General features: G+C 41.4%; 39 protein-coding genes, 1 tRNA gene and 1 other RNA gene. 23 read left to right on the top strand and 18 right to left on the bottom strand.

Annotation, left to right across the window (positions count from 1 at the left end; translation table 11 throughout):
- Positions 1–16: 16 nt before the first annotated feature.
- Positions 17–1,501 carry a glycerol kinase GlpK gene (gene glpK, locus AC4CU3_RS04940; protein WP_078426398.1) on the bottom strand — a complete coding sequence of 495 codons (1,485 nt, stop codon included), beginning with the start codon at positions 1,499–1,501 and terminating at the stop codon, positions 17–19.
- 130 nt (positions 1,502–1,631) lie between these two features.
- Here glpK and ssrA point away from each other — a divergent pair.
- Positions 1,632–1,990: a transfer-messenger RNA gene (gene ssrA, locus AC4CU3_RS04935) on the top strand.
- 65 nt (positions 1,991–2,055) lie between these two features.
- Here ssrA and AC4CU3_RS04930 read toward each other — a convergent pair.
- From AC4CU3_RS04930 to AC4CU3_RS04875, 12 genes are all read right to left on the bottom strand, one after another.
- On the bottom strand, positions 2,056–2,970 hold the full coding sequence (locus tag AC4CU3_RS04930) for a tyrosine-type recombinase/integrase (RefSeq protein WP_490738460.1): 915 nt from the start codon (positions 2,968–2,970) through the stop codon (positions 2,056–2,058).
- 80 nt (positions 2,971–3,050) lie between these two features.
- Positions 3,051–3,410 carry an excisionase family protein gene (gene xisR, locus AC4CU3_RS04925; protein WP_490738037.1) on the bottom strand — a complete coding sequence of 120 codons (360 nt, stop codon included), beginning with the start codon at positions 3,408–3,410 and terminating at the stop codon, positions 3,051–3,053.
- Positions 3,403–3,885, bottom strand: a complete 483-nt coding sequence (locus AC4CU3_RS04920; protein ID WP_490738036.1) for a class I SAM-dependent methyltransferase — start codon at positions 3,883–3,885, stop codon at positions 3,403–3,405. Before AC4CU3_RS04920 ends, xisR begins: the two co-directional genes overlap by 8 nt.
- Complete coding sequence (locus tag AC4CU3_RS04915; RefSeq protein ID WP_490738035.1) at positions 3,866–4,099, bottom strand: hypothetical protein; 234 nt, start codon at positions 4,097–4,099, stop codon at positions 3,866–3,868. The genes AC4CU3_RS04920 and AC4CU3_RS04915 overlap by 20 nt, the downstream gene beginning before the upstream one ends.
- Before the next feature lie 4 nt (positions 4,100–4,103).
- Positions 4,104–4,544, bottom strand: coding sequence for a DUF551 domain-containing protein (locus AC4CU3_RS04910; protein WP_490738034.1), 441 nt, complete (start codon positions 4,542–4,544; stop codon positions 4,104–4,106).
- Positions 4,544–4,888: a hypothetical protein gene (locus tag AC4CU3_RS04905; protein WP_125280168.1), complete on the bottom strand. Its 345-nt coding sequence runs from the start codon at positions 4,886–4,888 to the stop codon at positions 4,544–4,546. Before AC4CU3_RS04905 ends, AC4CU3_RS04910 begins: the two co-directional genes overlap by 1 nt.
- Positions 4,888–5,310 carry a hypothetical protein gene (locus AC4CU3_RS04900; RefSeq protein ID WP_490738033.1) on the bottom strand — a complete coding sequence of 141 codons (423 nt, stop codon included), beginning with the start codon at positions 5,308–5,310 and terminating at the stop codon, positions 4,888–4,890. Before AC4CU3_RS04900 ends, AC4CU3_RS04905 begins: the two co-directional genes overlap by 1 nt.
- Entirely contained in the window at positions 5,310–5,549 is a 240-nt protein-coding gene (locus AC4CU3_RS04895; protein ID WP_490738032.1) for a hypothetical protein, read from the bottom strand. The genes AC4CU3_RS04900 and AC4CU3_RS04895 overlap by 1 nt, the downstream gene beginning before the upstream one ends.
- A 130-nt stretch (positions 5,550–5,679) precedes the next feature.
- Positions 5,680–6,813: an ATP-binding protein gene (locus tag AC4CU3_RS04890; protein WP_279661755.1), complete on the bottom strand. Its 1,134-nt coding sequence runs from the start codon at positions 6,811–6,813 to the stop codon at positions 5,680–5,682.
- A gap of 12 nt (positions 6,814–6,825) precedes the next feature.
- Positions 6,826–7,092, bottom strand: a complete 267-nt coding sequence (locus AC4CU3_RS04885) for a putative quorum-sensing-regulated virulence factor (protein ID WP_336149989.1) — start codon at positions 7,090–7,092, stop codon at positions 6,826–6,828.
- A complete protein-coding gene (locus AC4CU3_RS04880; protein WP_336149990.1) occupies positions 7,083–7,502 on the bottom strand; it encodes a hypothetical protein in 420 nt (139 codons plus the stop codon). The genes AC4CU3_RS04885 and AC4CU3_RS04880 overlap by 10 nt, the downstream gene beginning before the upstream one ends.
- On the bottom strand, positions 7,502–7,960 hold the full coding sequence (locus AC4CU3_RS04875) for a hypothetical protein (protein ID WP_490738031.1): 459 nt from the start codon (positions 7,958–7,960) through the stop codon (positions 7,502–7,504). Before AC4CU3_RS04875 ends, AC4CU3_RS04880 begins: the two co-directional genes overlap by 1 nt.
- Before the next feature lie 166 nt (positions 7,961–8,126).
- On the opposite strand from AC4CU3_RS04875, the gene AC4CU3_RS04870 reads away from it, so the two are divergent.
- Positions 8,127–8,366 carry a hypothetical protein gene (locus AC4CU3_RS04870; RefSeq protein WP_131230200.1) on the top strand — a complete coding sequence of 80 codons (240 nt, stop codon included), beginning with the start codon at positions 8,127–8,129 and terminating at the stop codon, positions 8,364–8,366.
- On the opposite strand, the gene AC4CU3_RS04865 is transcribed toward AC4CU3_RS04870, so the two are convergent.
- From AC4CU3_RS04865 to AC4CU3_RS04850, 4 genes are all read right to left on the bottom strand, one after another.
- A complete protein-coding gene (locus AC4CU3_RS04865; protein WP_131230202.1) occupies positions 8,363–8,563 on the bottom strand; it encodes a hypothetical protein in 201 nt (66 codons plus the stop codon). The genes AC4CU3_RS04870 and AC4CU3_RS04865 overlap by 4 nt on opposite strands.
- Before the next feature lie 165 nt (positions 8,564–8,728).
- Positions 8,729–9,031 carry a hypothetical protein gene (locus AC4CU3_RS04860; protein ID WP_131230204.1) on the bottom strand — a complete coding sequence of 101 codons (303 nt, stop codon included), beginning with the start codon at positions 9,029–9,031 and terminating at the stop codon, positions 8,729–8,731.
- Positions 9,032–9,058: 27 nt separating this feature from the next.
- Complete coding sequence (locus tag AC4CU3_RS04855) at positions 9,059–9,274, bottom strand: hypothetical protein (protein ID WP_131230206.1); 216 nt, start codon at positions 9,272–9,274, stop codon at positions 9,059–9,061.
- A gap of 78 nt (positions 9,275–9,352) precedes the next feature.
- Entirely contained in the window at positions 9,353–10,063 is a 711-nt protein-coding gene (locus AC4CU3_RS04850) for a LexA family protein (RefSeq protein ID WP_131230208.1), read from the bottom strand.
- A 116-nt stretch (positions 10,064–10,179) separates the two neighbouring features.
- Between AC4CU3_RS04850 and AC4CU3_RS04845 the strand changes: the two genes are divergently transcribed.
- The 5 genes from AC4CU3_RS04845 to AC4CU3_RS04825 are packed head-to-tail and all read left to right on the top strand — an operon-like array spanning position 10,180 to position 11,871.
- On the top strand, positions 10,180–10,428 hold the full coding sequence (locus AC4CU3_RS04845; protein ID WP_131230210.1) for a hypothetical protein: 249 nt from the start codon (positions 10,180–10,182) through the stop codon (positions 10,426–10,428).
- Positions 10,429–10,438: 10 nt separating this feature from the next.
- The gene (locus AC4CU3_RS04840) at positions 10,439–10,714 is read left to right on the top strand and encodes a hypothetical protein (protein ID WP_130234757.1); all 276 of its coding nucleotides are present in this window, start codon (positions 10,439–10,441) and stop codon (positions 10,712–10,714) included.
- Between the two features lie 46 nt (positions 10,715–10,760).
- A complete protein-coding gene (locus AC4CU3_RS04835) occupies positions 10,761–11,210 on the top strand; it encodes a hypothetical protein (protein WP_490738030.1) in 450 nt (149 codons plus the stop codon).
- Positions 11,207–11,515, top strand: a complete 309-nt coding sequence (locus AC4CU3_RS04830; protein WP_490738029.1) for a hypothetical protein — start codon at positions 11,207–11,209, stop codon at positions 11,513–11,515. Before AC4CU3_RS04835 ends, AC4CU3_RS04830 begins: the two co-directional genes overlap by 4 nt.
- Positions 11,512–11,871 carry a hypothetical protein gene (locus AC4CU3_RS04825; protein WP_490738028.1) on the top strand — a complete coding sequence of 120 codons (360 nt, stop codon included), beginning with the start codon at positions 11,512–11,514 and terminating at the stop codon, positions 11,869–11,871. The genes AC4CU3_RS04830 and AC4CU3_RS04825 overlap by 4 nt, the downstream gene beginning before the upstream one ends.
- A gap of 5 nt (positions 11,872–11,876) precedes the next feature.
- Here AC4CU3_RS04825 and AC4CU3_RS04820 read toward each other — a convergent pair whose 3' ends face one another.
- Positions 11,877–12,095, bottom strand: a complete 219-nt coding sequence (locus AC4CU3_RS04820) for a hypothetical protein (RefSeq protein WP_490738027.1) — start codon at positions 12,093–12,095, stop codon at positions 11,877–11,879.
- Positions 12,096–12,177: 82 nt separating this feature from the next.
- On the opposite strand from AC4CU3_RS04820, the gene AC4CU3_RS04815 reads away from it, so the two are divergent.
- The 16 genes from AC4CU3_RS04815 to AC4CU3_RS04740 all read left to right on the top strand — a co-directional run bounded on the left by AC4CU3_RS04815 (position 12,178) and on the right by AC4CU3_RS04740 (position 21,952).
- A complete protein-coding gene (locus AC4CU3_RS04815; protein WP_490738026.1) occupies positions 12,178–13,155 on the top strand; it encodes a hypothetical protein in 978 nt (325 codons plus the stop codon).
- On the top strand, positions 13,148–13,897 hold the full coding sequence (locus tag AC4CU3_RS04810) for a hypothetical protein (RefSeq protein WP_490738025.1): 750 nt from the start codon (positions 13,148–13,150) through the stop codon (positions 13,895–13,897). Before AC4CU3_RS04815 ends, AC4CU3_RS04810 begins: the two co-directional genes overlap by 8 nt.
- Complete coding sequence (locus tag AC4CU3_RS04805; protein WP_490738024.1) at positions 13,894–14,151, top strand: hypothetical protein; 258 nt, start codon at positions 13,894–13,896, stop codon at positions 14,149–14,151. Before AC4CU3_RS04810 ends, AC4CU3_RS04805 begins: the two co-directional genes overlap by 4 nt.
- Positions 14,152–14,183: 32 nt before the next feature.
- Complete coding sequence (locus AC4CU3_RS04800) at positions 14,184–14,561, top strand: DUF559 domain-containing protein (protein WP_490738459.1); 378 nt, start codon at positions 14,184–14,186, stop codon at positions 14,559–14,561.
- Positions 14,558–15,046, top strand: coding sequence for a hypothetical protein (locus tag AC4CU3_RS04795; protein WP_004693748.1), 489 nt, complete (start codon positions 14,558–14,560; stop codon positions 15,044–15,046). The genes AC4CU3_RS04800 and AC4CU3_RS04795 overlap by 4 nt, the downstream gene beginning before the upstream one ends.
- 113 nt (positions 15,047–15,159) lie before the next feature.
- Positions 15,160–15,236, top strand: a tRNA-Arg gene (locus AC4CU3_RS04790).
- Between the two features lie 322 nt (positions 15,237–15,558).
- Entirely contained in the window at positions 15,559–16,008 is a 450-nt protein-coding gene (locus AC4CU3_RS04785; RefSeq protein ID WP_195728816.1) for a hypothetical protein, read from the top strand.
- 138 nt (positions 16,009–16,146) lie between these two features.
- Positions 16,147–16,320, top strand: a complete 174-nt coding sequence (locus tag AC4CU3_RS04780) for a hypothetical protein (RefSeq protein ID WP_165382154.1) — start codon at positions 16,147–16,149, stop codon at positions 16,318–16,320.
- A gap of 265 nt (positions 16,321–16,585) precedes the next feature.
- Positions 16,586–17,062 carry a hypothetical protein gene (locus tag AC4CU3_RS04775; protein ID WP_490738023.1) on the top strand — a complete coding sequence of 159 codons (477 nt, stop codon included), beginning with the start codon at positions 16,586–16,588 and terminating at the stop codon, positions 17,060–17,062.
- Positions 17,022–17,663, top strand: coding sequence for a putative metallopeptidase (locus tag AC4CU3_RS04770; RefSeq protein ID WP_490738022.1), 642 nt, complete (start codon positions 17,022–17,024; stop codon positions 17,661–17,663). The genes AC4CU3_RS04775 and AC4CU3_RS04770 overlap by 41 nt, the downstream gene beginning before the upstream one ends.
- 59 nt (positions 17,664–17,722) lie before the next feature.
- On the top strand, positions 17,723–18,172 hold the full coding sequence (locus tag AC4CU3_RS04765; RefSeq protein ID WP_490738021.1) for a DUF2280 domain-containing protein: 450 nt from the start codon (positions 17,723–17,725) through the stop codon (positions 18,170–18,172).
- Entirely contained in the window at positions 18,153–19,406 is a 1,254-nt protein-coding gene (locus tag AC4CU3_RS04760) for a PBSX family phage terminase large subunit (RefSeq protein ID WP_490738020.1), read from the top strand. The genes AC4CU3_RS04765 and AC4CU3_RS04760 overlap by 20 nt, the downstream gene beginning before the upstream one ends.
- A 9-nt stretch (positions 19,407–19,415) precedes the next feature.
- Complete coding sequence (locus AC4CU3_RS04755; RefSeq protein WP_490738019.1) at positions 19,416–20,819, top strand: DUF1073 domain-containing protein; 1,404 nt, start codon at positions 19,416–19,418, stop codon at positions 20,817–20,819.
- Positions 20,788–21,474 (top strand): phage head morphogenesis protein, encoded by a 687-nt coding sequence (locus AC4CU3_RS04750; RefSeq protein WP_490738018.1) that lies wholly within the window; start codon positions 20,788–20,790, stop codon positions 21,472–21,474. The genes AC4CU3_RS04755 and AC4CU3_RS04750 overlap by 32 nt, the downstream gene beginning before the upstream one ends.
- A 35-nt stretch (positions 21,475–21,509) precedes the next feature.
- On the top strand, positions 21,510–21,746 hold the full coding sequence (locus tag AC4CU3_RS04745) for a hypothetical protein (RefSeq protein ID WP_178905251.1): 237 nt from the start codon (positions 21,510–21,512) through the stop codon (positions 21,744–21,746).
- Positions 21,747–21,760: 14 nt separating this feature from the next.
- A complete protein-coding gene (locus AC4CU3_RS04740; protein WP_490738017.1) occupies positions 21,761–21,952 on the top strand; it encodes a hypothetical protein in 192 nt (63 codons plus the stop codon).
- The last annotated feature ends 1 nt before the right edge of the window (position 21,953 follow it).

The raw sequence follows: 21,953 nt of genomic DNA, 5'->3' as shown, positions 1-21,953 counted from the left end.
CAATAGAATTAAATAATCAAAGTTCTGACTTTGCGCGTCTTAAAGCGGATTGCCATTGTTGTAAGTGAAATTCACGTTGATCTGTGTTCATTTTGGGTTCAAAAGCACGTTCAAGCTGCCAAGACTGTGCAATTTCATCCAAACTTGAAAATACGCCACACCTTAAGCCTGCCATGGCCGCCGCACCCCATGCAGTCGACTCCTGCATCTTAGGGCGTAGTACAGGCACATTCAAAATATCGGCTTGAAACTGCATCAGCATATCATTTTGACTGGCGCCACCATCGACGCGGAGCTCTTTCAGCGGCTGCTGAATATCGGCTTGCATGGCGGTCAGTACATCAGAGACTTGAAAGGCAATGGATTCTAAGGCTGCACGAGCAATATGGGCTTTGTTGGTTCCACGTGACATTCCACATAAGAGGGCACGCGCTTCACTGTCCCAATGTGGTGCACCGAGTCCAGTAAATGCCGGAACCAGCATGACGCCATCGGTATCTTGAACTGTACAAGCTAATTTTTCAACATCGCTACTTTTTTGAATAATGCCTAAATTATCCCGTAACCACTGAACAATCGCACCTGCCATAAATACACTGCCTTCTAGGGCATAAGTGGTTTGATGTTGCGTTTTCCAACCCAGTGTCGAAAGCAGTTTGTTTTTACTGTATTGAACGGTCTCGCCTGTATTGAACAGCATAAAACAACCTGTGCCATAGGTGTTTTTTGCAGTCCCAATGTCAAAACAGGACTGTCCAAATAGTGCAGACTGCTGGTCGCCTAATATGCCTGTGATCGGAATATTGGCACCGAGCAAGCCTGCCGCGGTATCTGCGACGTAGGTATCTGAGTTGATGATTTTCGGCAGTAATGCAGACGGAATATTAAATAAATCTAATAGCTCTTCATCCCACTGCTGGGTACTTAAGTTCATGAGCATGGTGCGAGAAGCATTGCTGACTTCGATGACATGTTGAGCACCTTGGGTAAGATTCCAAATCAGCCAACTATCAATCGTGCCAAAGGCCACATGCCCCTGTTCAGCCAATCTGCGTAGACCATTGACATGCTCAAGTAACCAGACCAGTTTTCCTGCACTAAAGTAAGGGTCAATTCGGAGTCCAGTTTTGGATTGAATCTTATCTTTTAAGTTTTGCTGTAGGAGCTGATTACACCATTCAAATGCGCGACGGTCTTGCCAGATAATGGCTGGTGCAAGCGGCTGTCCTGTACGTTTATCCCATACGACAGTCGTTTCTCTTTGGTTAGTAAGACCAATTGCTTTGATGTCTTTGGCTAAAATACGAGCAGAAGCCAGAGCCTGCTGTACAACAGCAATTTGTGAGCTCCAAATCTCTTGGGCATCTTGTTCTACCCAGCCTGATTGGGGGGTATGTATACGTGTTTCGCGTTGCGCCGTTGCCTGAACTTGACCTTGTTCATTGAAAATAATGGCACGACTCGAAGTGGTTCCTTGGTCGAGTGCAAGTAAGTAGCTCATAAATTATTTTATTGTTGGACTTGAAAAGCAAAATATTAGCGCAATTATGTAATTAAGCGCATCAATATGTGTGTTTGTTTAGAAAATAGATCGTATTTTCTAGCAACTATGCTATGATTGCCGCTACTTTGGGGGTGTTTCTGGCTTCGACGCTGGTGATGAAACTCATAGATGCATGTCGAGAGCGCATTTTCTCTCGTAAATCAAATTTGCATTTTTTAGTCGCAAACGACGAATCATACGCTCTAGCTGCCTAAGGGCAGCTTGTCCGCCTCTCCGAATACTTGTGGTTAGAGAGTCCGACTGAAGCGCACGCACACAAGTCCGTATAAAACCAAGCCTCGGGGTTTTGTACTAAATTAAGAGGATCGCGATTTGTACCCTGTTCGTCGGGTCACAAAGAGTTAAAACAATAGACGATATCTAAGCATGTAGTATTCTCGAGCGTAGTGCTGGCGGACGCGGGTTCAACTCCCGCCACCTCCACCAAAATTCCCCAAATAAAACAAGCGCCTTAATAGGCGCTTGTTTTTTTTGACAGGTTTTTGACAGGTTTAGTCTGTCTTGAGCTTTCCCATCTCTATTTTGTTCTTATCCCCATGCATCCACTTCGCATAGCGCTTCATCATCATCTGTAAGCTATGGCCCATTTGGTTGGATACAAAAACGGGGTTTAATCCATCCATTAGCATCATTGTTGCATAGGTGTGCCGAGCGTTGTAAGCAGGGCGGTGACGAATACCGCATGATTTTAGTGCCGCTACCAACCTATTGCGTGGTGGTTTCTCATTAAAAAAAGGTTCACCAGTTTCAGGGCAGAGCATCAAATATTTACTCTGAATATTTCTATCCTTTTTATATTTGATTAACTCTTGTGCCGCTTTCTTAGAGCGTGCATTCAAACAAACTTCACGCGCCGTGTGAGTTTTCGTCACGTTTTTTTCAACACCGCGAACCCGACTTTTATTAACTTTGAACATTCCACTAAAAAAATCAAAATCTGACTCTTTTAATGCAATTAGTTCAGAGGGGCGGCATCCAGTCCAAAAAGCTAGTTCGTAGTACCAATAATATAAAATTTCATCTCCCTTTAAAGTCGTTTTAAGATTTTCAAGTATTGCGTCCATTTCTGGTCTACTAAAAGGATCTGGAATATCAACTTGTACTTTTTTATTCCTTATGCTGTCTAACGGGTTTTCTGTAATAAATTTATTTTCTATTGCACAATCGAAAACCCCACGTAAAGGAATAAGGCAATTATTTAGAGTTTTGGCTGTTTTAAAATCACGATCAATAATAGCCTCTTTAATGTTCTCAATTGATATTGAGTTGATTGGCATAAGTGCGAAATAACCCATCCAATGAAATTCCAAAATATTTAAATAACCTTTTTTGGTATCGGTATTACTTTCACAGAATTTAAGATATTTCTGAGCGACCTCTTGAAATAGAATACCGCCGTTGACAATGACTGCATCATCATCAACGAGCTGGCCTCTTGCTTCGGCAATATCACTGTCAGTTAAAATACCCCATTCAGCCTTTGTTACTAACTGAGCTCTAATTTTAGCGGCCGCCGAGATACCTTCTGCACTTGGGGGGTGAGGTAGCGTGATGTTGTACTCTTTCTTTCTTCTCTCGAAGTAGATTTGGATCGCCCCGTTTCTGATCCGCACGCCTGTTGGCATCGACTTTGTGCTTTTTGAGTCAGCCATTCATTGAAACCTTTAATTGAGTAGTAAATATTTCCATCTTGTTTAGTCCAAACAAGATCTTCTTGCCAATTTTTACGGCGGTGGGTCAGTTTCTCTTCATTAATGCCTGTAAGTGCTGAAAACTGGCTGGCACTAACCCAATCTAATGGGATTAGACCGAAGCGCGAAAGTAGTTCTAAGAGTTCCTCATTCATATCTCATCTCCATTTTCATGAAAGTGATCCAGTGAGTATTTGCACGCTTTCCACTGATGTGTCCGAACACAGGCTTTTGATCAGTCAAAGCTAAAATTTCACTGACTTTAATTTGTGTTTCATTCCACTTGAAAATAAGCACACCGCCGTCGGCCAACACGCGAAAACATTCCTCAAATCCTTTTTGAATATCTTCCCGCCAGTTTTCTTTCAGCTTTCCATACTTCAAAGCTAGCCAGCTTTCATTTCCTGCTTTGATCAAATGCGGTGGATCAAATACAACTAAACTGAATTGACCATCTTTGAATGGCATTGCTCGAAAGTCCATTTCAATATCAGGTGTTACCTCAAGAGAGCGACCATCACATAAAATGTGCTTTTCAGTACGAATATCTCCGAATACGACATTTGGATTTGTACGATCAAAATGCATCATGCGAGAGCCGAAGCAGGGGTCAAGGATTGGGATATTCATGACTTTGCTCCTGAGAATCCTTAATTGCATCAACCCAACTTTCAGCTTCAAGCATGTGCTTAATTGCATTTGAAAGCTTCTTATTGGCAATATCTACATAGGTTTGGGCTGTAAGACCTTTTCGGATTTCTTCATGGCAATTTCTTAATTCAGCAACAGCGTTTTGAATTTCATGTAGAGCCACTTCTGAGGTTTTTTTAATTAACTTACTCATGACTTTACTCCTGTGCTTGCTTTGCAGGTTTTCCATAATAAAAGTGGTAGCTTTCAGGTAGAACTACACTCATCGGCATCCAATGAGATATATAAGAACTAACAGCCTCCCAGCCATAGCAATTTCTTTGCTTAAATCCGCCAGAATACTTTTGATCTTTAGTTGCTTGAACAATGTGCCCATAGTGATGCACGAAAACTTCGTCTCCTTCATCGGGCATTTTATCGTTAACTGAAATCCATTCAGGCGCTGCTTGAGGGTTTGCTACTTCAGCAAACATCCACCACGCAGCAGTTAGTAGTTCAGCCTCTTTATCGCGCCATTTTTCTGTAGAAATAAAACAATCTAGTTCTTCATCGAAACGCAACAAGGTTGAGAAAAAACGTTTAAAAGTTTTTGTCTTTTCAAATTGCTCAAGCAAATGATTTTCTTTTTGAATTTCCATCACGCCACCTCGCATTCACGTTTATTTCGAGCGAAAATGGCATAGGCATCATCTTCACTAAAATTGATATCAATTAAGAAAAAGCCGTTTGGTGCAATCGGGTCCCACTTGGTGATATCACAATCATCCATCATGATTTCCCAATCATCAGAATTAACAAGGCTCTCCATCCAGAACATCACAGTGTCTACACCAAAGTGGCTTTTAAATTTTTCCCACTCTTCACGACTTACGTATTCTTCGTTTTCCAGATGCTCATTCATGTATTTTGAATAAACTGGATGTGTCCAAGTTCCCATTTCACTGCGCACAATTTCAGCTGGCTCTAGTTTGTTATCTTCCATCACGCCACCTCAATTTTTAAAACGTATTTTTGACCATTACTGGTGAACTCCACCGATTCACCCTTTTCAAGCAAGTAGTGTCCGACAGCTTCAATATTTTTAGTACTAATGCCGTTTTTGGCTCTAACTCTACGTCTATCACACTCAAGACAAGCATTTGATTTCACAGATCGTTCGGAGGTGCCGCACGACTTACATGGGGCAACAGGCTTATAACTTTTTAAGCCACTCTTTTCAGCACGCGTACGCAAGATATGATTTTGATGACTGTTCGGGCGCTCAGCACTTTTAACCGCTGTGTCTACATTGCAGTAATTAAACTCAGCTTTGTTTGTATTGACAGCTTGTTTAATTTGGCCGCCGCTTTTAACAAATTTAGCAACCGCTTCCGAATAATCGGGCTTAATTTTTGTTTCAAACATCACGACACCTTCATTTCGACATAATTAGAACCTTGGTAATTTACGAATTCTTCATACAATGACTGACACGCTGCATTACCCGTTAAGTCATTCTTTACAAACACATAGCTCAGCGACTTCTTTGTGCCTTTGCCTGAGAACGTGCAGCTACCATCAGCTAGGACCTTCTTTACATAGCCCAGCAATTCAAGCCAAATCATGAAGGCAAGGGCGTGCTTGTTTTTAATTCTGAAAATCATCGATACCCCCACGTATTAACAAAGTTTTGAATACAGTCCTCAATCCCAAATAGGTTAATGTCGCTGTAAGTTTTTATCCGCCCGTTGTGCTGAATTAACAGCACACGGGTGATAGAGGAATAGGTGTAGATCATGCAATGGCTCTCCCTTGTCCTTGGGTGGTGTTGATGATGTGAGCTTTTACATTCTCAAAATGTTGGGCTTCAATGCCTAATAGGCTATCAATTCCTTGATCTTCACAATAAGTCATAACATCAATGCCGGCTTGCGCAAGGAGGTCTTGCAACTCATCACGTTGAGCTTCTGATATCCCATTAAATTCAGGAGGTTCTATCCATGTATCGCGGGGTATATCAAATGTGCAGCCGAGTACTTTCGCTCGAGCAAGCATTGCTTGACGCATGTTTTGATAATAAGTGTGTTCTTTGTCTAGCTTTAGGGTCTCGGTCAGGTGATTTAAGTCGCTTGCATAAACTGCTTCTTCGCAGCTTTGTTTCCAGTTATCCAAATCCTCAAGTGCTTTATTTAATGCAATTTGAGCAGGGGTAAGCGTGTTGATATGAGCCTTCGCATCTGCAATTAAGTCTGCAAGAAAAGTAGGGTGTAACTTAAGATCAGGTACCCAAACCTCACCAGTCTCACCACCTAAAGCACCTGAATTTTTCGCATGGTGTGTTGGGGATGGCTTGAAGTTAATGACTCTCGCATTTTTACCTTCACCAGTAGTAACAGTGGTCAAATAACCCATGATGTCTGCAATACGGTAAAGTTCATTTCGGTTCTTACCACCAAGCTCAGGACGGTAGATGATCTGATCACCGCTTTGGTCTTCTGAGGCATGGGCAATAAAGACGACATCCTTACCAAAGCTTAAAAGCGTATTGATGTACTGCTTAAACTTCATGTTTGCTAAGCCTTGGGCTTTTAATTTGAGTGCACCATCTTGCTGACGGTTATTCGCTGTTTTGAGCAAATGTGTCTTGATGGATTCAAGCATTGCACCCACGGTATCAATAACAACCGTATTGAAAGGTGCTAAGTCTTGTTCAGTAATGTTTTCAATATCTGACCACTGCTGAACTGGAACAACAGCTCCGCGACGAAGTTCACCAGTACGGTGTGCACCGCGGTCAAAGTCAAACGAAATTGCTTTATCTGCGGTAAAACCTAGAGACGTTTTGCCAAGCCCCGGATCTGCATAGATGTAAGTAATAATCGCGCTAACGTTTAATGCTTGGTCTGCTGGAATAATAGGTATAGCCATGAGTATTTCCCCTTATCTCGAACCAACCCAACCCATACGACGCTTAAAAGCCCTGCGTTCGCTGAGAGGAATGTGTGTACGTTGCAGTGCTATCGCTAACTCTTTACGTCGCTGAGCATCTTTAACCCAAGGCAGGCTCTCTAAGCTTTTGCGTAAATCACCATTAAGGCTTTCCTGTTTAAGCAACCAGCGTACGTATGGTTGGTCTAAATCAATAAGAGCGGTACCTTTATGCTTACCGAAGTTAATTACTTCGGGAGTTTGATTATTTAGCGCCATAAGATACTCTCCAGCTTACTTAGGGCCACTAGGTCTAATTCATCTTGAATTAAAAATGTTTTAACCTTCCCTCCAAAGAAATACTCTTTTCTTAAGCCTATTCCGTTGCGAATGAATCCATGGCTGCTACCCAGATCAAGCTCATCACACTCGTCAACAAAACTTGTCCCAAATACCTCTTCATACAATTCATCAAATTGATGCAAGGGCATGTAGTAGCTAGCGATGCGGCGATGTTTTAAAGCGGTAAGGTCTGCTGCGTCAAAAACATACTCAGGGAAGCCAAGGATGGAGAAGCAATTCTCCCCAAAACCAACTACCACAACATTTTCAGCAGTTAAGTCGACCATCGTTTCTTTACAGATTTTCACCCAATGAGGTGCGAAAATTAATTTGTCAAAATTAGTCATCAGCCTGCCTCCACTAAACGATGTTTTTCGATATAACCCTTAATAAGAGCATTGAAGTTCTGATGATCGATGTGGTTTGTGAAGTCGTTGTATGGATTGCCTAAGGCATCTGAAACGGTCACTTCATCAAGGCTGGTTATGTCTACAGCGGTGAATTCACTACCTGGTACGCCGTAGCTGTCTTCAAATGCCTCAACTTCAAAACGTGCAGTAACGCGGAAACCATCTAAACGAATAATCGCTTCGCCGTGGTTATCACCAGTCATGCGTAATGCAAGGAGTTGATATTCAGAAGCGGCTACGTTGGCAACTACAGGTTGAGCAGCCTGCGGTGAGGTCTTAAACCCACAGCTAAGTATGCCTATTGTTACAGCAGCTACACCAAGAGATATCTTGATGGTATTGAAAGGGGATAAGGTTTTGTTCATAATTGATCTCGCAAGTTTGCAAAAGCGCATTAGATTTCTCAGGTCGGTGCGCTTTTTTAATGTCTGTGAGAGATAATTTAGTATTTACTAAATAATTAGTCAATAGATTTGCTAAATAAAATTAGTAAAATATTTAGTGAATGGTAAGATAGACAAAAGAAAACCCATCACAGGGATGGGTTGTTTGGAGTTTGTTATGAGTAATAAATCAAAAAAAGAAGCTAGATTGAAGCTTTTAAGTCCAAATGATCGTGACTTTAGCAACAAAGATATAAATCAGCGGATTGCTGACATTAATGCTGTAGATGAATTTATTAATATTAAAAAAGTTAAAAAAATCACAGTACATGTTTGTGAAAGCAAGGTGCCTCAATTTGAGAAGCACATGGCTAAGTTTTTTAAAAAGCATGGATATAAAGCTAATATTAGTGACTAGTCTACTAATTTTTGCCATATACCTGGATCACTTGTTTGCTCATCATAACCCCTTTCGATTTGCTTCAAGGATTCCAAGTATACATGGACCCATAATTCTGCATCAGTGATATCAAAAGCACTTTCATTCTTAGATCGTTCATTAATCACAGCTTTGGTTAACTCAATAGCCAAAGCCTCTTTTGTTTCTTGTCTCATTCACATCTCCACCCGATCTGTTCTAAAGGGCTGCGTCGGGTTCGCAGTTTAAAAAATCATTGAAACCCAGCAAAGGGTTACGACTGCACAGAGTAGCCCTAGTTTTATATAGTCAAATTTATTCATCTTAAATTCGCCTTATCAACCTCAAGCCATGCTTAGGGTTTATTTATCAGAATATTTTCCTAAGAAGTCATCTATCCAACCTTGTGCTGTATCAAGATTGGTTATATCGGCTAGTTTTAGATTAGTGCCTTCAGCTTCGTTAAAACCTTCAATAATCGCTTCAAAGATATTCACTTCACCAATGACCTCGTGTGCAATTTCCGCAGGGTCATAGCTTTGTTTAGCTTTTTTAAGCGAGGCTATTTGTTTATCAATTCCTGCGCCAATTTTTTCTAATGCCAATTTGAATTCTTGACGATTAATTGTTAGCGCAGTTTTAGATTTATTAAGTGTAGCGATCATTTTGTTTTCCTTCTTTAAGGACTTTTATTACACAAAAAGTTGAATTCGTTTAAATCTTTTATTCATATCAATTTGGCTTTTATAGAATTTATCTTTATCAATTGCTTCAATAAAATCGTTAAAGGTACTAGCTTCAAGAAGTCTATAAATAAATCTCTCACCAGTCCTAAGCACTACCGTTAATAAAAAGTGCTGATAAAGCACGTAGCTGATATTGCGCGAATTTACTTCAATTCTTTGCATGTTTGGTATTTTGTTTCCTTATATTTGTGTGCTTTAAATAGCTTAAAACCCAAGCTTTGATGTGCTTAGGTTTATTCTCTAGTACTTAAATTTTCGATTGTGAGCAACAACAACACCAATAATTGAGATATCTATCTGATTTGAGTTAAGCGTTGGAAAGTCAGGATTTAATGGAACAAGCTCAATAACATCAACACCAAACTCATTGATACCAATAACACGATATTTCTTAAACGTTGTTCTTGCTTCGCCGTGTTTTATCTCTTGAGCAATAACAAGAGCGCCTGGTTTCGCTTCAAGTGAACCATCTACCACAATCTCGTCACCTGGTTGGAATTCAGGAGACATGCTTGTACCTTCAACCTTTAGAGAAAATACACACTCAGGGCGCTGACTCTTATAGGTAGTCCAGCTAGTCCCCAATGGGTTTAAACCGTCGTAACCAACATCATGGAAGAGTCCAGCTTGAACGTAATCAAGCAAAGGAATTGCCTGTAAAGGAGTATCAACGGGGGAGACATTGCTTTCAAACTGACTATTTTTAGCAGCATTCACATTTAAATCATCAGAAGCCACATCTAGCAAACCCTCAACCCAGCCTACTTTCTTTTCAAGATTTCTGGCCGCGCGCTCACCAAAGCTCCCATGACCATTAACAAGCTGAGAGATATGACTGGCATTTAAATCAAAGTGCTCACAGAAAGATGTGTCTGATTTAAAGCCTAACTCTTTATTAGCAGCATCAATAGCTGCGCGCAGGTTTTTGCGTCTTTGTTCAATTTTATCCATGTTTAATATTTCATATAGTTTTTAGTAAAAAGTAAATTCGTAAACACTAAAGATTTGTTGACATGCATGTTAATAAAAATTAGTATTTACTAAATATATTTATTAAGGAGACCTATATGTCTTCCTCCAGTGTTGAAAAACTCAAAACCTACCTATCTGGTCTATCTGTAGATGGGCGAAAGGATTTTGCAAAGGAGTGTCTGACAACTGTCGGAAACCTTCAGCAAATCATTTACGTAAATAAGAAGTGCGGAGCGCCATTAGCTATCCGCATTGATAAGGCCAGCAAGGGCGAAGTTCCATGTGACTCTCTATGCCCAGAAGCGGACTTCGATTATTTGCGAAACCAAGCATTAACAGCCTAAAGGGGGATTTATGAGCCTTGAAAAGAAATCTACGCATGTCCGTTTGTCTCCTGAAATACATGAGCGAGCTAAAACTCTCGCTGAAATTAAGGGTAAAGACCTTGCTCAGTACCTCGCTTTCTTACTTGAAAAAGAAATCGTGGGTGAGTGGCATGTTCTTAATTTACAAGCAAAATCTTTTGAGCGCTTGGGATTAGCAGCCTTAGTAAGGGACTTGTCAACCGAAGTCAGCTTTCTTGAGGGATCGGAAGGGATTCACGGGAATTCACACAAAGAAAAAGCCTGATCTTGGGGATCAGGCTTTTCGATTCATTACCCTAGAGGTGGAAATAATGAACAATTCAAATTTAACACAAGTATTAATCAAAAAAAAGCCTGAGGCTCGACTCTCAGACTTTCTAGTTCAAAAACATTCTAGTGGAATTGAACATGTATCTGAATCTAGCACAGCAAACAGGCAAAAAAAAGCCCGAGAGTTGAGATCGGGCTTTAGTATTCAATTCAGAGGGTACACTTTCATGAACGACGCAAATTTACCACAACAAGTTATTGAAGACAATATAGATTTTTTAATCGGGGATGCTGTTGTGCTTGATAAAGCTTTAGGCAACTTTGATGGAATTTATGAAATCACAGAGGTTTATGAGAACAACGTCGATGTGTATATCGGTATCGGCATCTTAACCCTAAACAAAAGGTTTGTTCGTAGTGCCTCAACCACTGAGCTCAATGCTAAACGCCGTTTAACAGAGGCTGAGCAAGCCTTAGCGGAGGTTCCATGATTACCAACAAGGTTATTCAAAAAAAGCCTGAGCATAAGCAGATGATGCAGCTTCAATCATGGTACGAGCCAGCACTCCGCACATTAGATGGATTGCTGGAGATCCGTAGGGCAAATCTTCGCAAGGTCAAAGGCGATGAAAAGAATGCTGCCGTCACCCGTGACGAGTTTATGGAAATGCTGATGAATGAACATCGTGTTTCAGCTTGGTATGCAGGTGAAATCATTTCAAGCCTGCATCGAGCAGGACAGATTTTTATGTTTGGGCGATTTATTAAAAATATCGAAAAAGGGGGTGCTCAGTGAGATATTCAGCTAAACGTGGGCAGAAAGATGTTCAAGCTCCAGCACCTATCGAGGTGATGATCCCTTTGCTTGATCCAGTAAAGATATACACACCTAAAGAACTTGCCGCAATGCCTTTATCAGTCATGAACCAAGCTATTGAGGCTCAGGAAGCTTATTTCATTCTTGAGCATACAACCCAAATGGGGGGGCAAGCCATAGCGATACGTCGCCAAATGCAAGAAGGTACCCAACTTATCCAGGTGAAAGAAAAGTCACGCACCAGGTACAAGATCAACAATCAATTTGTCGAACCTCGAATTATTCGTCAGTTGGAAAAGCGCGGCCTAGTCAAATTGGGTGGGGAATCAATATGAATCAATTATTCATTTTCAAGCTCTTCTTGAACCTGTTCATAGTATTCCTTTTGGATTCTAAGAAGCTCAGATACAACAAGATCAATATCTTCTGGAAGTATTGTAATTATAACGTCCTTGTTCTTGCCCGACTCAAAATCTTCTACATCTGGGTGCATTATCGAAATGGTGTTGTTTTCATTTATAAAAATATCCAATGCTTCACGTTTTTTAAGAAGTGTCATTTTATTGGTTTCCTAGTTGATTTTGATCAATTTACAGACCTTGGTAGCCCCTTGCAAGCCCCTTTAAAGGAGGTAATTTCTCATGCGTGATTATGCAAAAGTTTCACCTCATTTTTGGGTAGGTAAAACAGGAAAGCAGCTAAAAAAGAATCCTGAAGCATTAATGGTTTCTCTTTACTTAATTACGAACCCTCATGCCAATATGTTGGGTCTGTACTACATGCCAACTATGTACATTGCCCATGAAACTGGACTTACCTTAGAAGGGGCTTTGAAGGGGCTACAAAGTGCCTGTGAAGCAGGGTTTTGTGCTTACGATCAAGACTCAGAGGTTGTTTGGGTGTATGAAATGGCACGCTTTCAAGTGGCTGAAGAGTTAAAGCCAGCAGATAACCGCTGCAAGGGTGTTCAAAAGGACTATGATTCACTACCTGATAATCCTTTTTTATCAGCATTTTACGATAAATATTCTCATGCATTTTGTATGTCAAACAAGCGTGGTGTAAATACGAGTAATACAAGCCCCTCCGAAGCCCCTTGTGACCCCCTCCGAAGCCAAGAACAAGAACAAGAACAAGAACAAGAACAAGAACAGAATTGTAGTAGTAACGCGTGTGAGGAAAATTTTCCATTACCAGCAATTCAGTTCTCACAATACAAATCTGAAGACCATAAGCGATATTCAATTCTCGAATGCGTAAATCAATACCCACTCCAAAACGATTTTATTGAACTTGGAAAACAAAGATTCAGTGAAGCAGAAATCCAAGATTTGATTTCCATGTTTACCAACTTTGGTGATTTCTTCTCAGCTAAGGGTGAAGAATCCAAGAACACGCCAAGTCTATGGTTGGTTAAGTGGTACACATGGATTCAAAACAACAAGGATGCTACGAAACGTCAGCGTGAAACACAATCAACATCTCAAAAACCAAAATCTCAATCAAGCGCAGGAAATAGAACTCAGGGTGAGGTCAATGAGTGGCTATCTGAAATTGGTGGTGAAGACACTCCATCAATTCGAGATGTTCATGAAGTTGAGGGTGTGAAATATGCGTAATGAATTAACACAAAATCAAGATCATTCTGTTCAACAGTTTAGTGAGCAAGATGCGCGTAAGTTGGTTGAAGACATGCTTTTGTCATACGGTAAACGCTTTACAGATCAATGGTCAGGCTTAAAAAAGGGTCAGGTGATTGATAAGTTTGTCCAAAAGCTTTCAGGAATCACTTTTGAACAATTTAATCGGGGTTTGATTCGTCTTGAGACCTCAGGTTGGCCACCTTCTGTAAACGAATTTAAAGATTGGTGTTTAGGTAAGTATGAATACCAAAGCCATGATGAGGCTTGGTTGCAGGCTTTGACTTACGAAAAACAGAATCGATCTCATGAAATCAATAAATTTGCAAAACAAGCATTTGATGAAGTTGTAAAGCCTTATGGATATTTAGGTTCAACAGATACGTTTTATAAAGTTTATAGCAGTGTTTACAAGCGAATCATAAGTGAGGCTAAGGAGCGCAATGAGGCGGATGAATTACTAGAAGCAATTGCTCAATGTGGATTTACTGGTGATGATCCAAGCCACAAACCCGTGACCAACGATATTGCATGCCAGCAGCTGGAGAACCTAAAGCGAAAACTGAATGTCCGTAATCGTGAAATTCCGAAACCTCAAAAGCTTGAGGTGAGTGAAGCTGCGAAGCGGGTTCAAAACGAGTGGCCAGATCCTTTTGATAATCCAAATGAGTATCAGGCAATGAAAGCCAATGGATTCAATCGTGTTGGGGGTGAAGTGTGAAGCAGCAGAAATTCAGTACAAAACAAGCCGTGAAACAAGGCGAACGCATGGTGCTGGTTTTAAAGAAAATCATTCAGAAGTCTGGACGAACCAGTTTGAAAGAAGTTACCGAATGGATGGAAATATCACCACGTAATGCCAATGTTTTTGTAAATCAGCTTTTAGCAGAAGGGTATTTGGAAACAAACAGCAAGAGCCCTATGAGCCTTAAGGCTACAGAAAAGGCTAAACAGTTATTTGAGGTAGAGGGGTGACAAGCAGCTATTCCATTGCTGAATACAAAAAAATGATCGGTGCAAGTAAACCCAAAAGAGGATCTAAGCGCCCAAAGGCCAAAGGTGAAAAGGTAGAGAGTGAGGGTGAGCAAACTCTAAGCCTACAACTCAAGGTGCTAAGAATTGAGTTTGAGCAGGAGTTTAAGTTTCACCCCTCACGTAAATGGAGAGCTGATTTTCATTTGAAGGGCAAAAAGATATTGGTCGAAGTGGAAGGTGGGATCTGGAGTAATGGCAGGCATACAAGGGGTAAAGGGTATTTAGGAGACTTAGAGAAATACAACGAAGCAACAATGATGGGTTATCAGGTAATACGGTTTAGCACCGAGCAAGTGAAAAGCGGCAAAGCGATTGAGCAAATAGAGAAGATGGTAGGGGATTTGGGATGACGGCAGCAGTAACGATTATGCAAGCGACAGATTGGTCGAAATACAGTTTTGAAGAATGGTGTCGTCAGCTTGGAGCTTGGATAAATGGCGACAATGAAACAATGGTAATGGTTGTTAAAACCATGCCAACAAAAAGAATAACGCAGCAGCAACGTGAGCGGCTGCTTGCAATGTACATGTCAGACGAGACTCTTAGAGATCGTCTATGCGTACGCCGAAAAGGAACATGCTGCCAATTAGACTGCAACGAAGCACGTGCAATTCAAAGACTATTTCTTGATATTCAACTTGTAGAAGATGTAATCCTTCAGGAGTGGATCTCATCAATTTGGTCTCACTACGTGATAGGTAATTCATTACGCGATATTGCTGGGAGTAATGACACATCTGTGAACCAAATTCGCCAAGATCTAAAATGCGGCCTTGCTTATATCAAAAGCAGACACCCGCATTTTGTATTTGAAACTTTTGAAAAAACCGCTTGAGTGTGCGCACGGGGTATGGCATATTTCAGGTATAGTGGACGTACATATGGAAATTCACTTAATTACCGTAAAAAGCTCATCGAATGGTGGGCTTTTTTATTGTCTGAAATAAAGCGCCATTAGCTCAACTGGACAGAGCATGGGTTTTCTATACCAATGGTTGTGGGTTCGAATCCTACATGGCGTGCCAGATTCTAAACCTTTCGAATTCGATACCTTTAAAACTACAAATATCGGAATGGATTTAGCTCCACATATAGAACTCCACACATAAGAAGATCCAAATGCTCCAATTCTTATTATGTTTATTCGGCCTACATGGTGCGACTGAGATCGACTACACGATTGATGATGAAGAAATCAAAGTGTGTCGTGATTGTATGAAAGAATTGAAATAGTCCATCTATAACCATTCCTATTCAGGTTTGGTGGTTTGTAATTTAATGTCACGTGATAAATACGATAATTTGTTAAAGTGTCTTAAATGAATGAAAAGCCAAAGAGTCTTATTTATGAAATCACAACTTATTGCAGCGCTCTTGTGTTTATATCCATTAGGATCTGCATACGCAACGGAATGCTTTATCGCAACAAGAAATGATGTGCCTGGTGATCTAAATGATATGATTCATAAGAATAAGTATGATTTTAGGGGGTATGCACTTACCTGCAATTATTTAAAAACCTTCAATGCTGGTATTGAGGTGGCTAGTGCAACTTTTACTCATGATGATGGTAGGATTGCAACTACAGCACTAAATATTAGACTCTTTGATCTTAAATTAGCTCAAGAGACAGGAAAGTTTTTATATTCAACGTCTTCAACTAATGCAGTATGGACAGGACCAGGATCGGAATTAAACTCACAAATCGAAGCAATTAATAAGGTATTTGGCAGTATTAACGTAAATATAGTTAGTTTAGAAAGACAACGAAAATTATTTGGCATCAAGCAATATTAAAAACAGTATCAGCTTATATACAATTTGGTCCTGTGCTAATAGATTTAAGTCACTTAATAGCCGAACGTATTACGGCACATAAAACCCCGCTGAGATAACAAACTTGGCGGGGTTTTTCTTTTCTTATTTGGGGTTCTTATGACAGATAAAGTACAAGCGAAAAAAGACTTAGAATTTTGTAGTGCTGAACTGTCTAAGTACCAAAACCTAAGCCGTTCGGGTTTGACTCGGGATGAGATGCTGGCGATAGATGGCATCATGATTAAGTTGAAACAGCGGGTTAAGAATTTAAGAACAAGCCTGTACGAATAATTAACAAATAAACGGCTCTTGTATAATTTCTTACATATCTATCACTGTAAATTGTGAGAAATGTATTCTTTTAGTGTTGATAATTTTTTTAATTGTGAGAGTATAAAAAAAGAACAATAAAGGGAGAAAAGTATGGCTTCACAAGATGTGCTTATAATCTCGGTTTCGGCTTTAGTCCTTACATTAATTATTTATGAGTTTGGGCAAATGTCGATGTTGTTTTAAACTAAACCACCTTCGGGTGGTTTTTTAATGGGCGCAATATATGAATGCAGACGACTACTTCTGGAAAACCAAAAAGCGCCCACCTAAAACCAAACCACGCTCTAAACCTTTACCAAAGGCAAAAGAAAAATACTTAGAAGCAGAAGAAAAATTTGAACATGCTTTAGGTGTGCTCGGCATCAAATACGAGAAGACGTTCCAATTTAAATCAACCAAGCATTGGCGTTTTGATTTCCATTTAATTGAACATCGAATCTTAGTTGAGATTTCAGGTGGTCCTTGGTCTGGTGGTCGTGGTGGGAAATTGGCGAATAAGGCTTGGAGTCTAGACCGATACGATGACGCTGCTGAGATGGGTTATACCGTAGTACGCATTGAGTCAGCTAATCGATACAAGATTAATGAATTTGGGCCGCTTCAGATTGAATCTAACTTCTCATCACAATGGCTGAAAAACTTAAAGAGACAGATATTCAATGGAACAGATCAGACCATTCCCACCGACGGATCTCATTGACCGAGCAGAAGAGCAGGAAGCCATTCTGCTTGCGCCCGCCGTGGAATTAAAAGAATGGGTGATTAAAAACTATCTAACCATTGGTGGTCAGCTCCACAATCCAGATCATGACCATATCTCAGAGCTACTGCACGATGATGAAACCTTTTTAGCCTTTGCTTGGGCATCATCTGCATGCCAGTCAAAAAAGCGCATGGTACTAGGGCAATGTGAAAAAGTGATGTTCAACCAAGGTGGATGGAAGAAAGCCCGGCAAGAACAGCAGATGCGTGACTGGTTTGGTTGTGTACCTGTTTATCTCATCACTATAGACGCATCATTCTGTGAACAAGCTTCAGATCATGACTTCTGTGCCTTGATCGAGCATGAGCTTTATCATATTGGCGTAGAACGTGATCAAGATGATGAAATCATGTACAGCGACAATACTGGCTTACCAAAGCATTACTTGGCAGGCCATGACGTTGAAGAGTTCTATGGCGTGGTCAAACGTTGGGGTGCAAGCGATAGTGTTAAGCGATTAGTCGAAATCACAAAGAATGCGCCATTTGTATCTGATTTTAATGTATCTGCGTGTTGTGGGAATTGTGTGATTGGTTAGAGCTGAAAGGCTCATTTTTTTGACCGTCTTCTTGGACGTACTTGGACGGATTGAGATTTATGGCCAGACTTAGAAAAGAGGTGCAAACGTATATAGTGCGTTCACTTGCGCAGTTTAATACCCCCCAAGAAACAGTAGTTCTTGTCAAAGAAGAATTTGGAATTGATGTTACTCGACAGCAGTGTGAAGCATATGACCCAACTAAGCGGACTGGAAAAGATCTAAGTGCCAGCTTGAAAAAAGAATTTGAGGAAACTCGAGAAGAGTACTTGGACAAACCTAAAAACATTCCTATTGCTAACCAAACCGTTCGCTTAGAGGCATACCAGCGACTAATCAATAAAGCCAAGAGCCCTGTGATGGCTTTAAAAATTCTCAAGCAGGCTGCAGAAGAAATGGGTGGCAAGTACACCAATAAGCAAGAGGTTGATCACACTACGAATGGCAAGTCGATAAATATGCCAACAACAATTGAATTGGTGGCTCCTGATGTCAAAGGTACAGATTGAATTACCGCCAAAATTAATACCATTATTCAGTACGCCTAATATTCGTTACAGATCATCATGGGGTGGTCGTGGTTCAGCTAAAACGAGATCGTTCGCGTTAATGACGGCGATCAAGGGTTATATGTATGCTGAAGCGAAGATCAGTGGATTGATTCTTGGTGCACGTGAGTACATGAACTCACTTTCAGATTCCTCAATGGAGGAAATCAAGCAGGCGATTCGCTCTGTGCCTTTTTTAAATCAATATTATGAGATGGGTGAAAATTTCATCCGCACCAAGAACCTCCGTGTGAGTTATGGTTTTGCTGGTCTTAGACATAATCTGGACAGTATCAAATCCAAAGCACGTATTTTGCTGTGCTGGGTGGATGAGGCTGAAACAGTCAGTGAGATGGCATGGCGAAAATTGCTTCCTACAGTCCGTGAGGATGGTTCAGAAGTTTGGATTACTTGGAACCCTGAGCGTAGAGATAGCGCTACCAGTCAGCGTTTTAGACATGAAGAAATCTTTGATGATCTTACAGGTGAATTGATTGGTGTTGGTGTAGAGATGAACTACAGCGATAATCCATGGTTCCCTGAAGTCTTGGAGATTGAACGCCGTCAGGATCAAAAGAATCTGGATGATGCGACTTATCGCTGGATCTGGGAAGGTGATTATCTTGAGCTTTCAGAGGCACAAATCTTTAGAAATAAATACAAGGTTGAAGCCTTTGATGATGAGTTATGGAAAACAGCAGACCGCTTATTCTTTGGTGCTGACTTTGGTTTTGCTAACGATCCGAACACATTAATAAGATCATTCATTCTTGAGAACACACTCTACATTGAGTATGAGGCATTTGGTGTCGGTGTTGATCTAGATGAAATGGCTCAGTTCTATGATTCAGTGCCAGGTGCAAGGGACTGGCCAATCAAAGGTGACTGCTCTCGACCGGAAACAATTAGCTATCTACGGCGTCAGGGTTTCAATATTGAAGCTGCCGAAAAGTGGCCTGGATCTGTTGAAGATGGCATTGCACATATTAAAGGTTTTGAGACTGTTGTGATTCATACGCGGTGTAAGAAAACCCTGGAAGAGTTTAGAAGCTACTCCTACAAAAAAGACAGGCTTACTGATGAAGTTCTACCAATCATTGTTGATAAGTGGAACCACGGCATAGATGCACTGAGATATTCATTAGATGGCTACATTATGGCTCGCGGTGGAACTGGAGTTTGGTCGCGCCTTTAAGAGAAAATTATGGGATTATTTAAATTTACAGCCGATAGTTTTCAGAACTTTGCGGCTCGTGTTGGCTTAGGTGCTGGCAGCCAAAACGATCAGTCCAGTTATGGCTTTAACCTCACTAGTCGTAACCGTCTAAAGCTTGAAGCAATGTACCGTTCAAGTTGGGTTGTTGGCCAAGTGGTTGATGTAGTCGCCGAGGATATGACCCGAGAGGGAGTAACCTTACAAGGCTTCGATGATCCGCAGCATGGTGAAGTAATTAATGATGCTTTAGATGCGTTGCAGATCTGGGACAAGCTCAGCGATACCATTAAGTGGGGGCGTCTCTACGGTGGTGCGCTCGCTGTCATGCTGATTGATGGCCAAAACGTTTCAACGCCGTTGAATGTTAAAACTATTGGTAAGGACCAGTTTAAAGGCTTGATGGTTTTAGACCGCTGGATGGTTCAGCCTACACTTGAAGATCTAGTCACTGAATATGGCCCAGACTATGGCAAGCCTAAATACTATGACGTATTCCAGGATGCAGCCGGCCTGTGTGGTCAGCGCATCCATTACTCGCGCGTCATCCGTATCGATGGCGTAAACCTTCCTTACTGGCAGGCGATGACTGAAAACCTTTGGGGGCAGTCAGTGATTGAGCGTCTAGAGGATCGTTTAACTGTTTTTGATAGTGCCACCATGGGTGCGGGCCAGCTGGTCTATAAAGCACATTTGCGGACATATAAAGTGAAAGGCCTGCGCGACATTATCGCCACTGGTGGGCGTGCTTTTGAGGGCTTGGTTAAACAGATCAATCATATTCGGGAATGGCAGTCCAATGAAGGTTTGACCTTGATGGATGCAGAAGATGACTTTGCAACACACTCTTACACCTTCTCTGGCCTTGATACACTTTTGCTTCAGTTTGGTCAGCAGATCTCTGGTGCCACTCAGATTCCATTGGTGCGTTTATTTGGACAGTCGCCGGCAGGTTTAAATTCAACTGGTGAGTCTGACTTATCCAATTACTACGACAACATCAATCAGCAGCAAGAACGCCGTCTGCGTACGCCGTTGCATAGGCTCTTGGAGATAATGTCACTGTCGGTACTTGGTAAACCTTTACCTGATTCATTTAAGTTTGATTTCACCAGCCTGTGGCAGATGAGTGAAGAGCAGAAATCAAATGTGGCAGAGAAGACAACCAATGCCATTTTGAAGGCTGAAGAACAAGGTGTGATTAGTCGTCATACGGCACTTAAGGAATTACGTCAGGCCAGTAGCTCTACTGGTATCTTCTCAACGATTACGGATGACGATATCGAAGACGCTGATAATGACCCACCTCCACCAGACAGTGAGAATGATGATGAATCACTTCGATCCGAAACGGATGCGGCGAATGGAGATCGAGTACAGCCGTCAGCTGCGTAAGATTTCAGGCTATATCGATACGATCGTGAAAGGGTTTGATGTTCATGACCCTCGATCATGGCCTTTGATCCAAGCGTCATTGAATCAGTACGCGGATACTTTGCATCATTGGGCCAATAACACGGCTGGACGGATCATAACTGACATCGCCTTGCGTGATGAAAAGACATGGCTGATCTACGCTAAAGACCTGTCCTACGGCGTACGTGAGCAGATCAGGAATAGTGATGTTGGCGCCGTTTACCAGCAATTGTTATCTGACCAGGTGAGATTGATTAAGTCTCTGCCATTAGATGCAGCTCAACGTGTGCATGACCTATCGACCAGAATGCTGATTGAAGGTGGGCGGTCGAAAGAGCTTGCAGGATTGATTATGGCAGGCGGTCAAGTTTCCATGAGTCGTGCCAATACTATCGCAAGAACAGAGATTAGTCGGGCTGCATCGGTATTTGTTCAATCACGTGCTGAGAATCTTGGATCTGAAGGTTATACCTGGCGAACATCTGGTGATATTGATGTCAGACCAAGTCATAAAGAAATGAATGGCAAGTTTGTGTATTGGAATAAGCCGCCGACATTAGACAGGATGACTGGACATGCTGGATGTTTGCCTAATTGTCGTTGCTACCCAGACCCTGTAATACCACTCGATTGAGTGGTTTTTTAATACCTGAAATTAGTGAGATAAACATGGCGATGAATAAATTTGTGCTGAATGGCACGCCACAAAAAATTACAGATGGCTCGAAAGGTGGAGCGGCTCAAGGGATGGGTAATCGTGACTTTTACTTTGCCCAAGGTACCAGCATGCCTTCAAAGGATGTTCATTTGCTTGATAATAAAGTTAGCTTTCCTGAAGGGGTAACCCTGTGGGCATGGGCTAGTGATTTAAGTCCTGTGACCGTTGTGGTTTTAACTTCTGACTAACGAAAGGTGGTGAAATGACGCTCCCTATATCTAGAGTGGTTGGTGTAAAAGTTGGAATTGTGATGAACGTGTTCGAAGCACGCAAAGCAACCGTCATTGGTGGTAGCAGTCGACCAGACAAAACCCCGTTGATGTGGAATAAAGATGACACAAGCCCAATGTGGAGCGCTGCAGGCAGCACCCCAATGTGGCAACAATTAATTTAAG

The organism is Acinetobacter sp. 802_lipA (assembly GCF_058242885.1).
This window is presented reverse-complemented; position numbering and strand designations above follow the sequence as displayed.

What these genes read in the sequence shown, in the direction of transcription:
- AC4CU3_RS04770 (WP_490738022.1), top strand. Translation starts at nt 17,022, where the DNA reads ATGGAACAGATCAGACCATTCCCACCGACGGATCTCATTGACCGAGCA.
- AC4CU3_RS04890 (WP_279661755.1), bottom strand. Translation starts at nt 6,813, where the DNA reads ATGGCTATACCTATTATTCCAGCAGACCAAGCATTAAACGTTAGCGCG.
- AC4CU3_RS04795 (WP_004693748.1), top strand. Translation starts at nt 14,558, where the DNA reads ATGACGGCAGCAGTAACGATTATGCAAGCGACAGATTGGTCGAAATAC.
- AC4CU3_RS04745 (WP_178905251.1), top strand. Translation starts at nt 21,510, where the DNA reads ATGGCGATGAATAAATTTGTGCTGAATGGCACGCCACAAAAAATTACA.
- xisR (WP_490738037.1), bottom strand. Translation starts at nt 3,410, where the DNA reads ATGAATGAGGAACTCTTAGAACTACTTTCGCGCTTCGGTCTAATCCCA.
- AC4CU3_RS04740 (WP_490738017.1), top strand. Translation starts at nt 21,761, where the DNA reads ATGACGCTCCCTATATCTAGAGTGGTTGGTGTAAAAGTTGGAATTGTG.
- AC4CU3_RS04905 (WP_125280168.1), bottom strand. Translation starts at nt 4,888, where the DNA reads ATGGAAGATAACAAACTAGAGCCAGCTGAAATTGTGCGCAGTGAAATG.
- AC4CU3_RS04750 (WP_490738018.1), top strand. Translation starts at nt 20,788, where the DNA reads ATGGAGATCGAGTACAGCCGTCAGCTGCGTAAGATTTCAGGCTATATC.
- AC4CU3_RS04840 (WP_130234757.1), top strand. Translation starts at nt 10,439, where the DNA reads ATGAGCCTTGAAAAGAAATCTACGCATGTCCGTTTGTCTCCTGAAATA.
- AC4CU3_RS04875 (WP_490738031.1), bottom strand. Translation starts at nt 7,960, where the DNA reads ATGCGCTTTTGCAAACTTGCGAGATCAATTATGAACAAAACCTTATCC.
- AC4CU3_RS04855 (WP_131230206.1), bottom strand. Translation starts at nt 9,274, where the DNA reads ATGCAAAGAATTGAAGTAAATTCGCGCAATATCAGCTACGTGCTTTAT.
- AC4CU3_RS04760 (WP_490738020.1), top strand. Translation starts at nt 18,153, where the DNA reads ATGTCAAAGGTACAGATTGAATTACCGCCAAAATTAATACCATTATTC.
- AC4CU3_RS04860 (WP_131230204.1), bottom strand. Translation starts at nt 9,031, where the DNA reads ATGATCGCTACACTTAATAAATCTAAAACTGCGCTAACAATTAATCGT.
- AC4CU3_RS04920 (WP_490738036.1), bottom strand. Translation starts at nt 3,885, where the DNA reads ATGAATATCCCAATCCTTGACCCCTGCTTCGGCTCTCGCATGATGCAT.
- AC4CU3_RS04810 (WP_490738025.1), top strand. Translation starts at nt 13,148, where the DNA reads ATGCGTAATGAATTAACACAAAATCAAGATCATTCTGTTCAACAGTTT.
- AC4CU3_RS04850 (WP_131230208.1), bottom strand. Translation starts at nt 10,063, where the DNA reads ATGGATAAAATTGAACAAAGACGCAAAAACCTGCGCGCAGCTATTGAT.
- AC4CU3_RS04755 (WP_490738019.1), top strand. Translation starts at nt 19,416, where the DNA reads ATGGGATTATTTAAATTTACAGCCGATAGTTTTCAGAACTTTGCGGCT.
- AC4CU3_RS04835 (WP_490738030.1), top strand. Translation starts at nt 10,761, where the DNA reads ATGAACAATTCAAATTTAACACAAGTATTAATCAAAAAAAAGCCTGAG.
- AC4CU3_RS04865 (WP_131230202.1), bottom strand. Translation starts at nt 8,563, where the DNA reads ATGAGACAAGAAACAAAAGAGGCTTTGGCTATTGAGTTAACCAAAGCT.
- AC4CU3_RS04845 (WP_131230210.1), top strand. Translation starts at nt 10,180, where the DNA reads ATGTCTTCCTCCAGTGTTGAAAAACTCAAAACCTACCTATCTGGTCTA.
- glpK (WP_078426398.1), bottom strand. Translation starts at nt 1,501, where the DNA reads ATGAGCTACTTACTTGCACTCGACCAAGGAACCACTTCGAGTCGTGCC.
- AC4CU3_RS04895 (WP_490738032.1), bottom strand. Translation starts at nt 5,549, where the DNA reads ATGATTTTCAGAATTAAAAACAAGCACGCCCTTGCCTTCATGATTTGG.
- AC4CU3_RS04915 (WP_490738035.1), bottom strand. Translation starts at nt 4,099, where the DNA reads ATGAGTAAGTTAATTAAAAAAACCTCAGAAGTGGCTCTACATGAAATT.
- AC4CU3_RS04885 (WP_336149989.1), bottom strand. Translation starts at nt 7,092, where the DNA reads ATGGCGCTAAATAATCAAACTCCCGAAGTAATTAACTTCGGTAAGCAT.
- AC4CU3_RS04775 (WP_490738023.1), top strand. Translation starts at nt 16,586, where the DNA reads ATGAATGCAGACGACTACTTCTGGAAAACCAAAAAGCGCCCACCTAAA.
- AC4CU3_RS04785 (WP_195728816.1), top strand. Translation starts at nt 15,559, where the DNA reads ATGAAATCACAACTTATTGCAGCGCTCTTGTGTTTATATCCATTAGGA.
- AC4CU3_RS04830 (WP_490738029.1), top strand. Translation starts at nt 11,207, where the DNA reads ATGATTACCAACAAGGTTATTCAAAAAAAGCCTGAGCATAAGCAGATG.
- AC4CU3_RS04870 (WP_131230200.1), top strand. Translation starts at nt 8,127, where the DNA reads ATGAGTAATAAATCAAAAAAAGAAGCTAGATTGAAGCTTTTAAGTCCA.
- AC4CU3_RS04880 (WP_336149990.1), bottom strand. Translation starts at nt 7,502, where the DNA reads ATGACTAATTTTGACAAATTAATTTTCGCACCTCATTGGGTGAAAATC.
- AC4CU3_RS04815 (WP_490738026.1), top strand. Translation starts at nt 12,178, where the DNA reads ATGCGTGATTATGCAAAAGTTTCACCTCATTTTTGGGTAGGTAAAACA.
- AC4CU3_RS04800 (WP_490738459.1), top strand. Translation starts at nt 14,184, where the DNA reads ATGATCGGTGCAAGTAAACCCAAAAGAGGATCTAAGCGCCCAAAGGCC.
- AC4CU3_RS04765 (WP_490738021.1), top strand. Translation starts at nt 17,723, where the DNA reads ATGGCCAGACTTAGAAAAGAGGTGCAAACGTATATAGTGCGTTCACTT.
- AC4CU3_RS04910 (WP_490738034.1), bottom strand. Translation starts at nt 4,544, where the DNA reads ATGGAAATTCAAAAAGAAAATCATTTGCTTGAGCAATTTGAAAAGACA.
- AC4CU3_RS04900 (WP_490738033.1), bottom strand. Translation starts at nt 5,310, where the DNA reads ATGTTTGAAACAAAAATTAAGCCCGATTATTCGGAAGCGGTTGCTAAA.
- AC4CU3_RS04820 (WP_490738027.1), bottom strand. Translation starts at nt 12,095, where the DNA reads ATGACACTTCTTAAAAAACGTGAAGCATTGGATATTTTTATAAATGAA.
- AC4CU3_RS04780 (WP_165382154.1), top strand. Translation starts at nt 16,147, where the DNA reads ATGACAGATAAAGTACAAGCGAAAAAAGACTTAGAATTTTGTAGTGCT.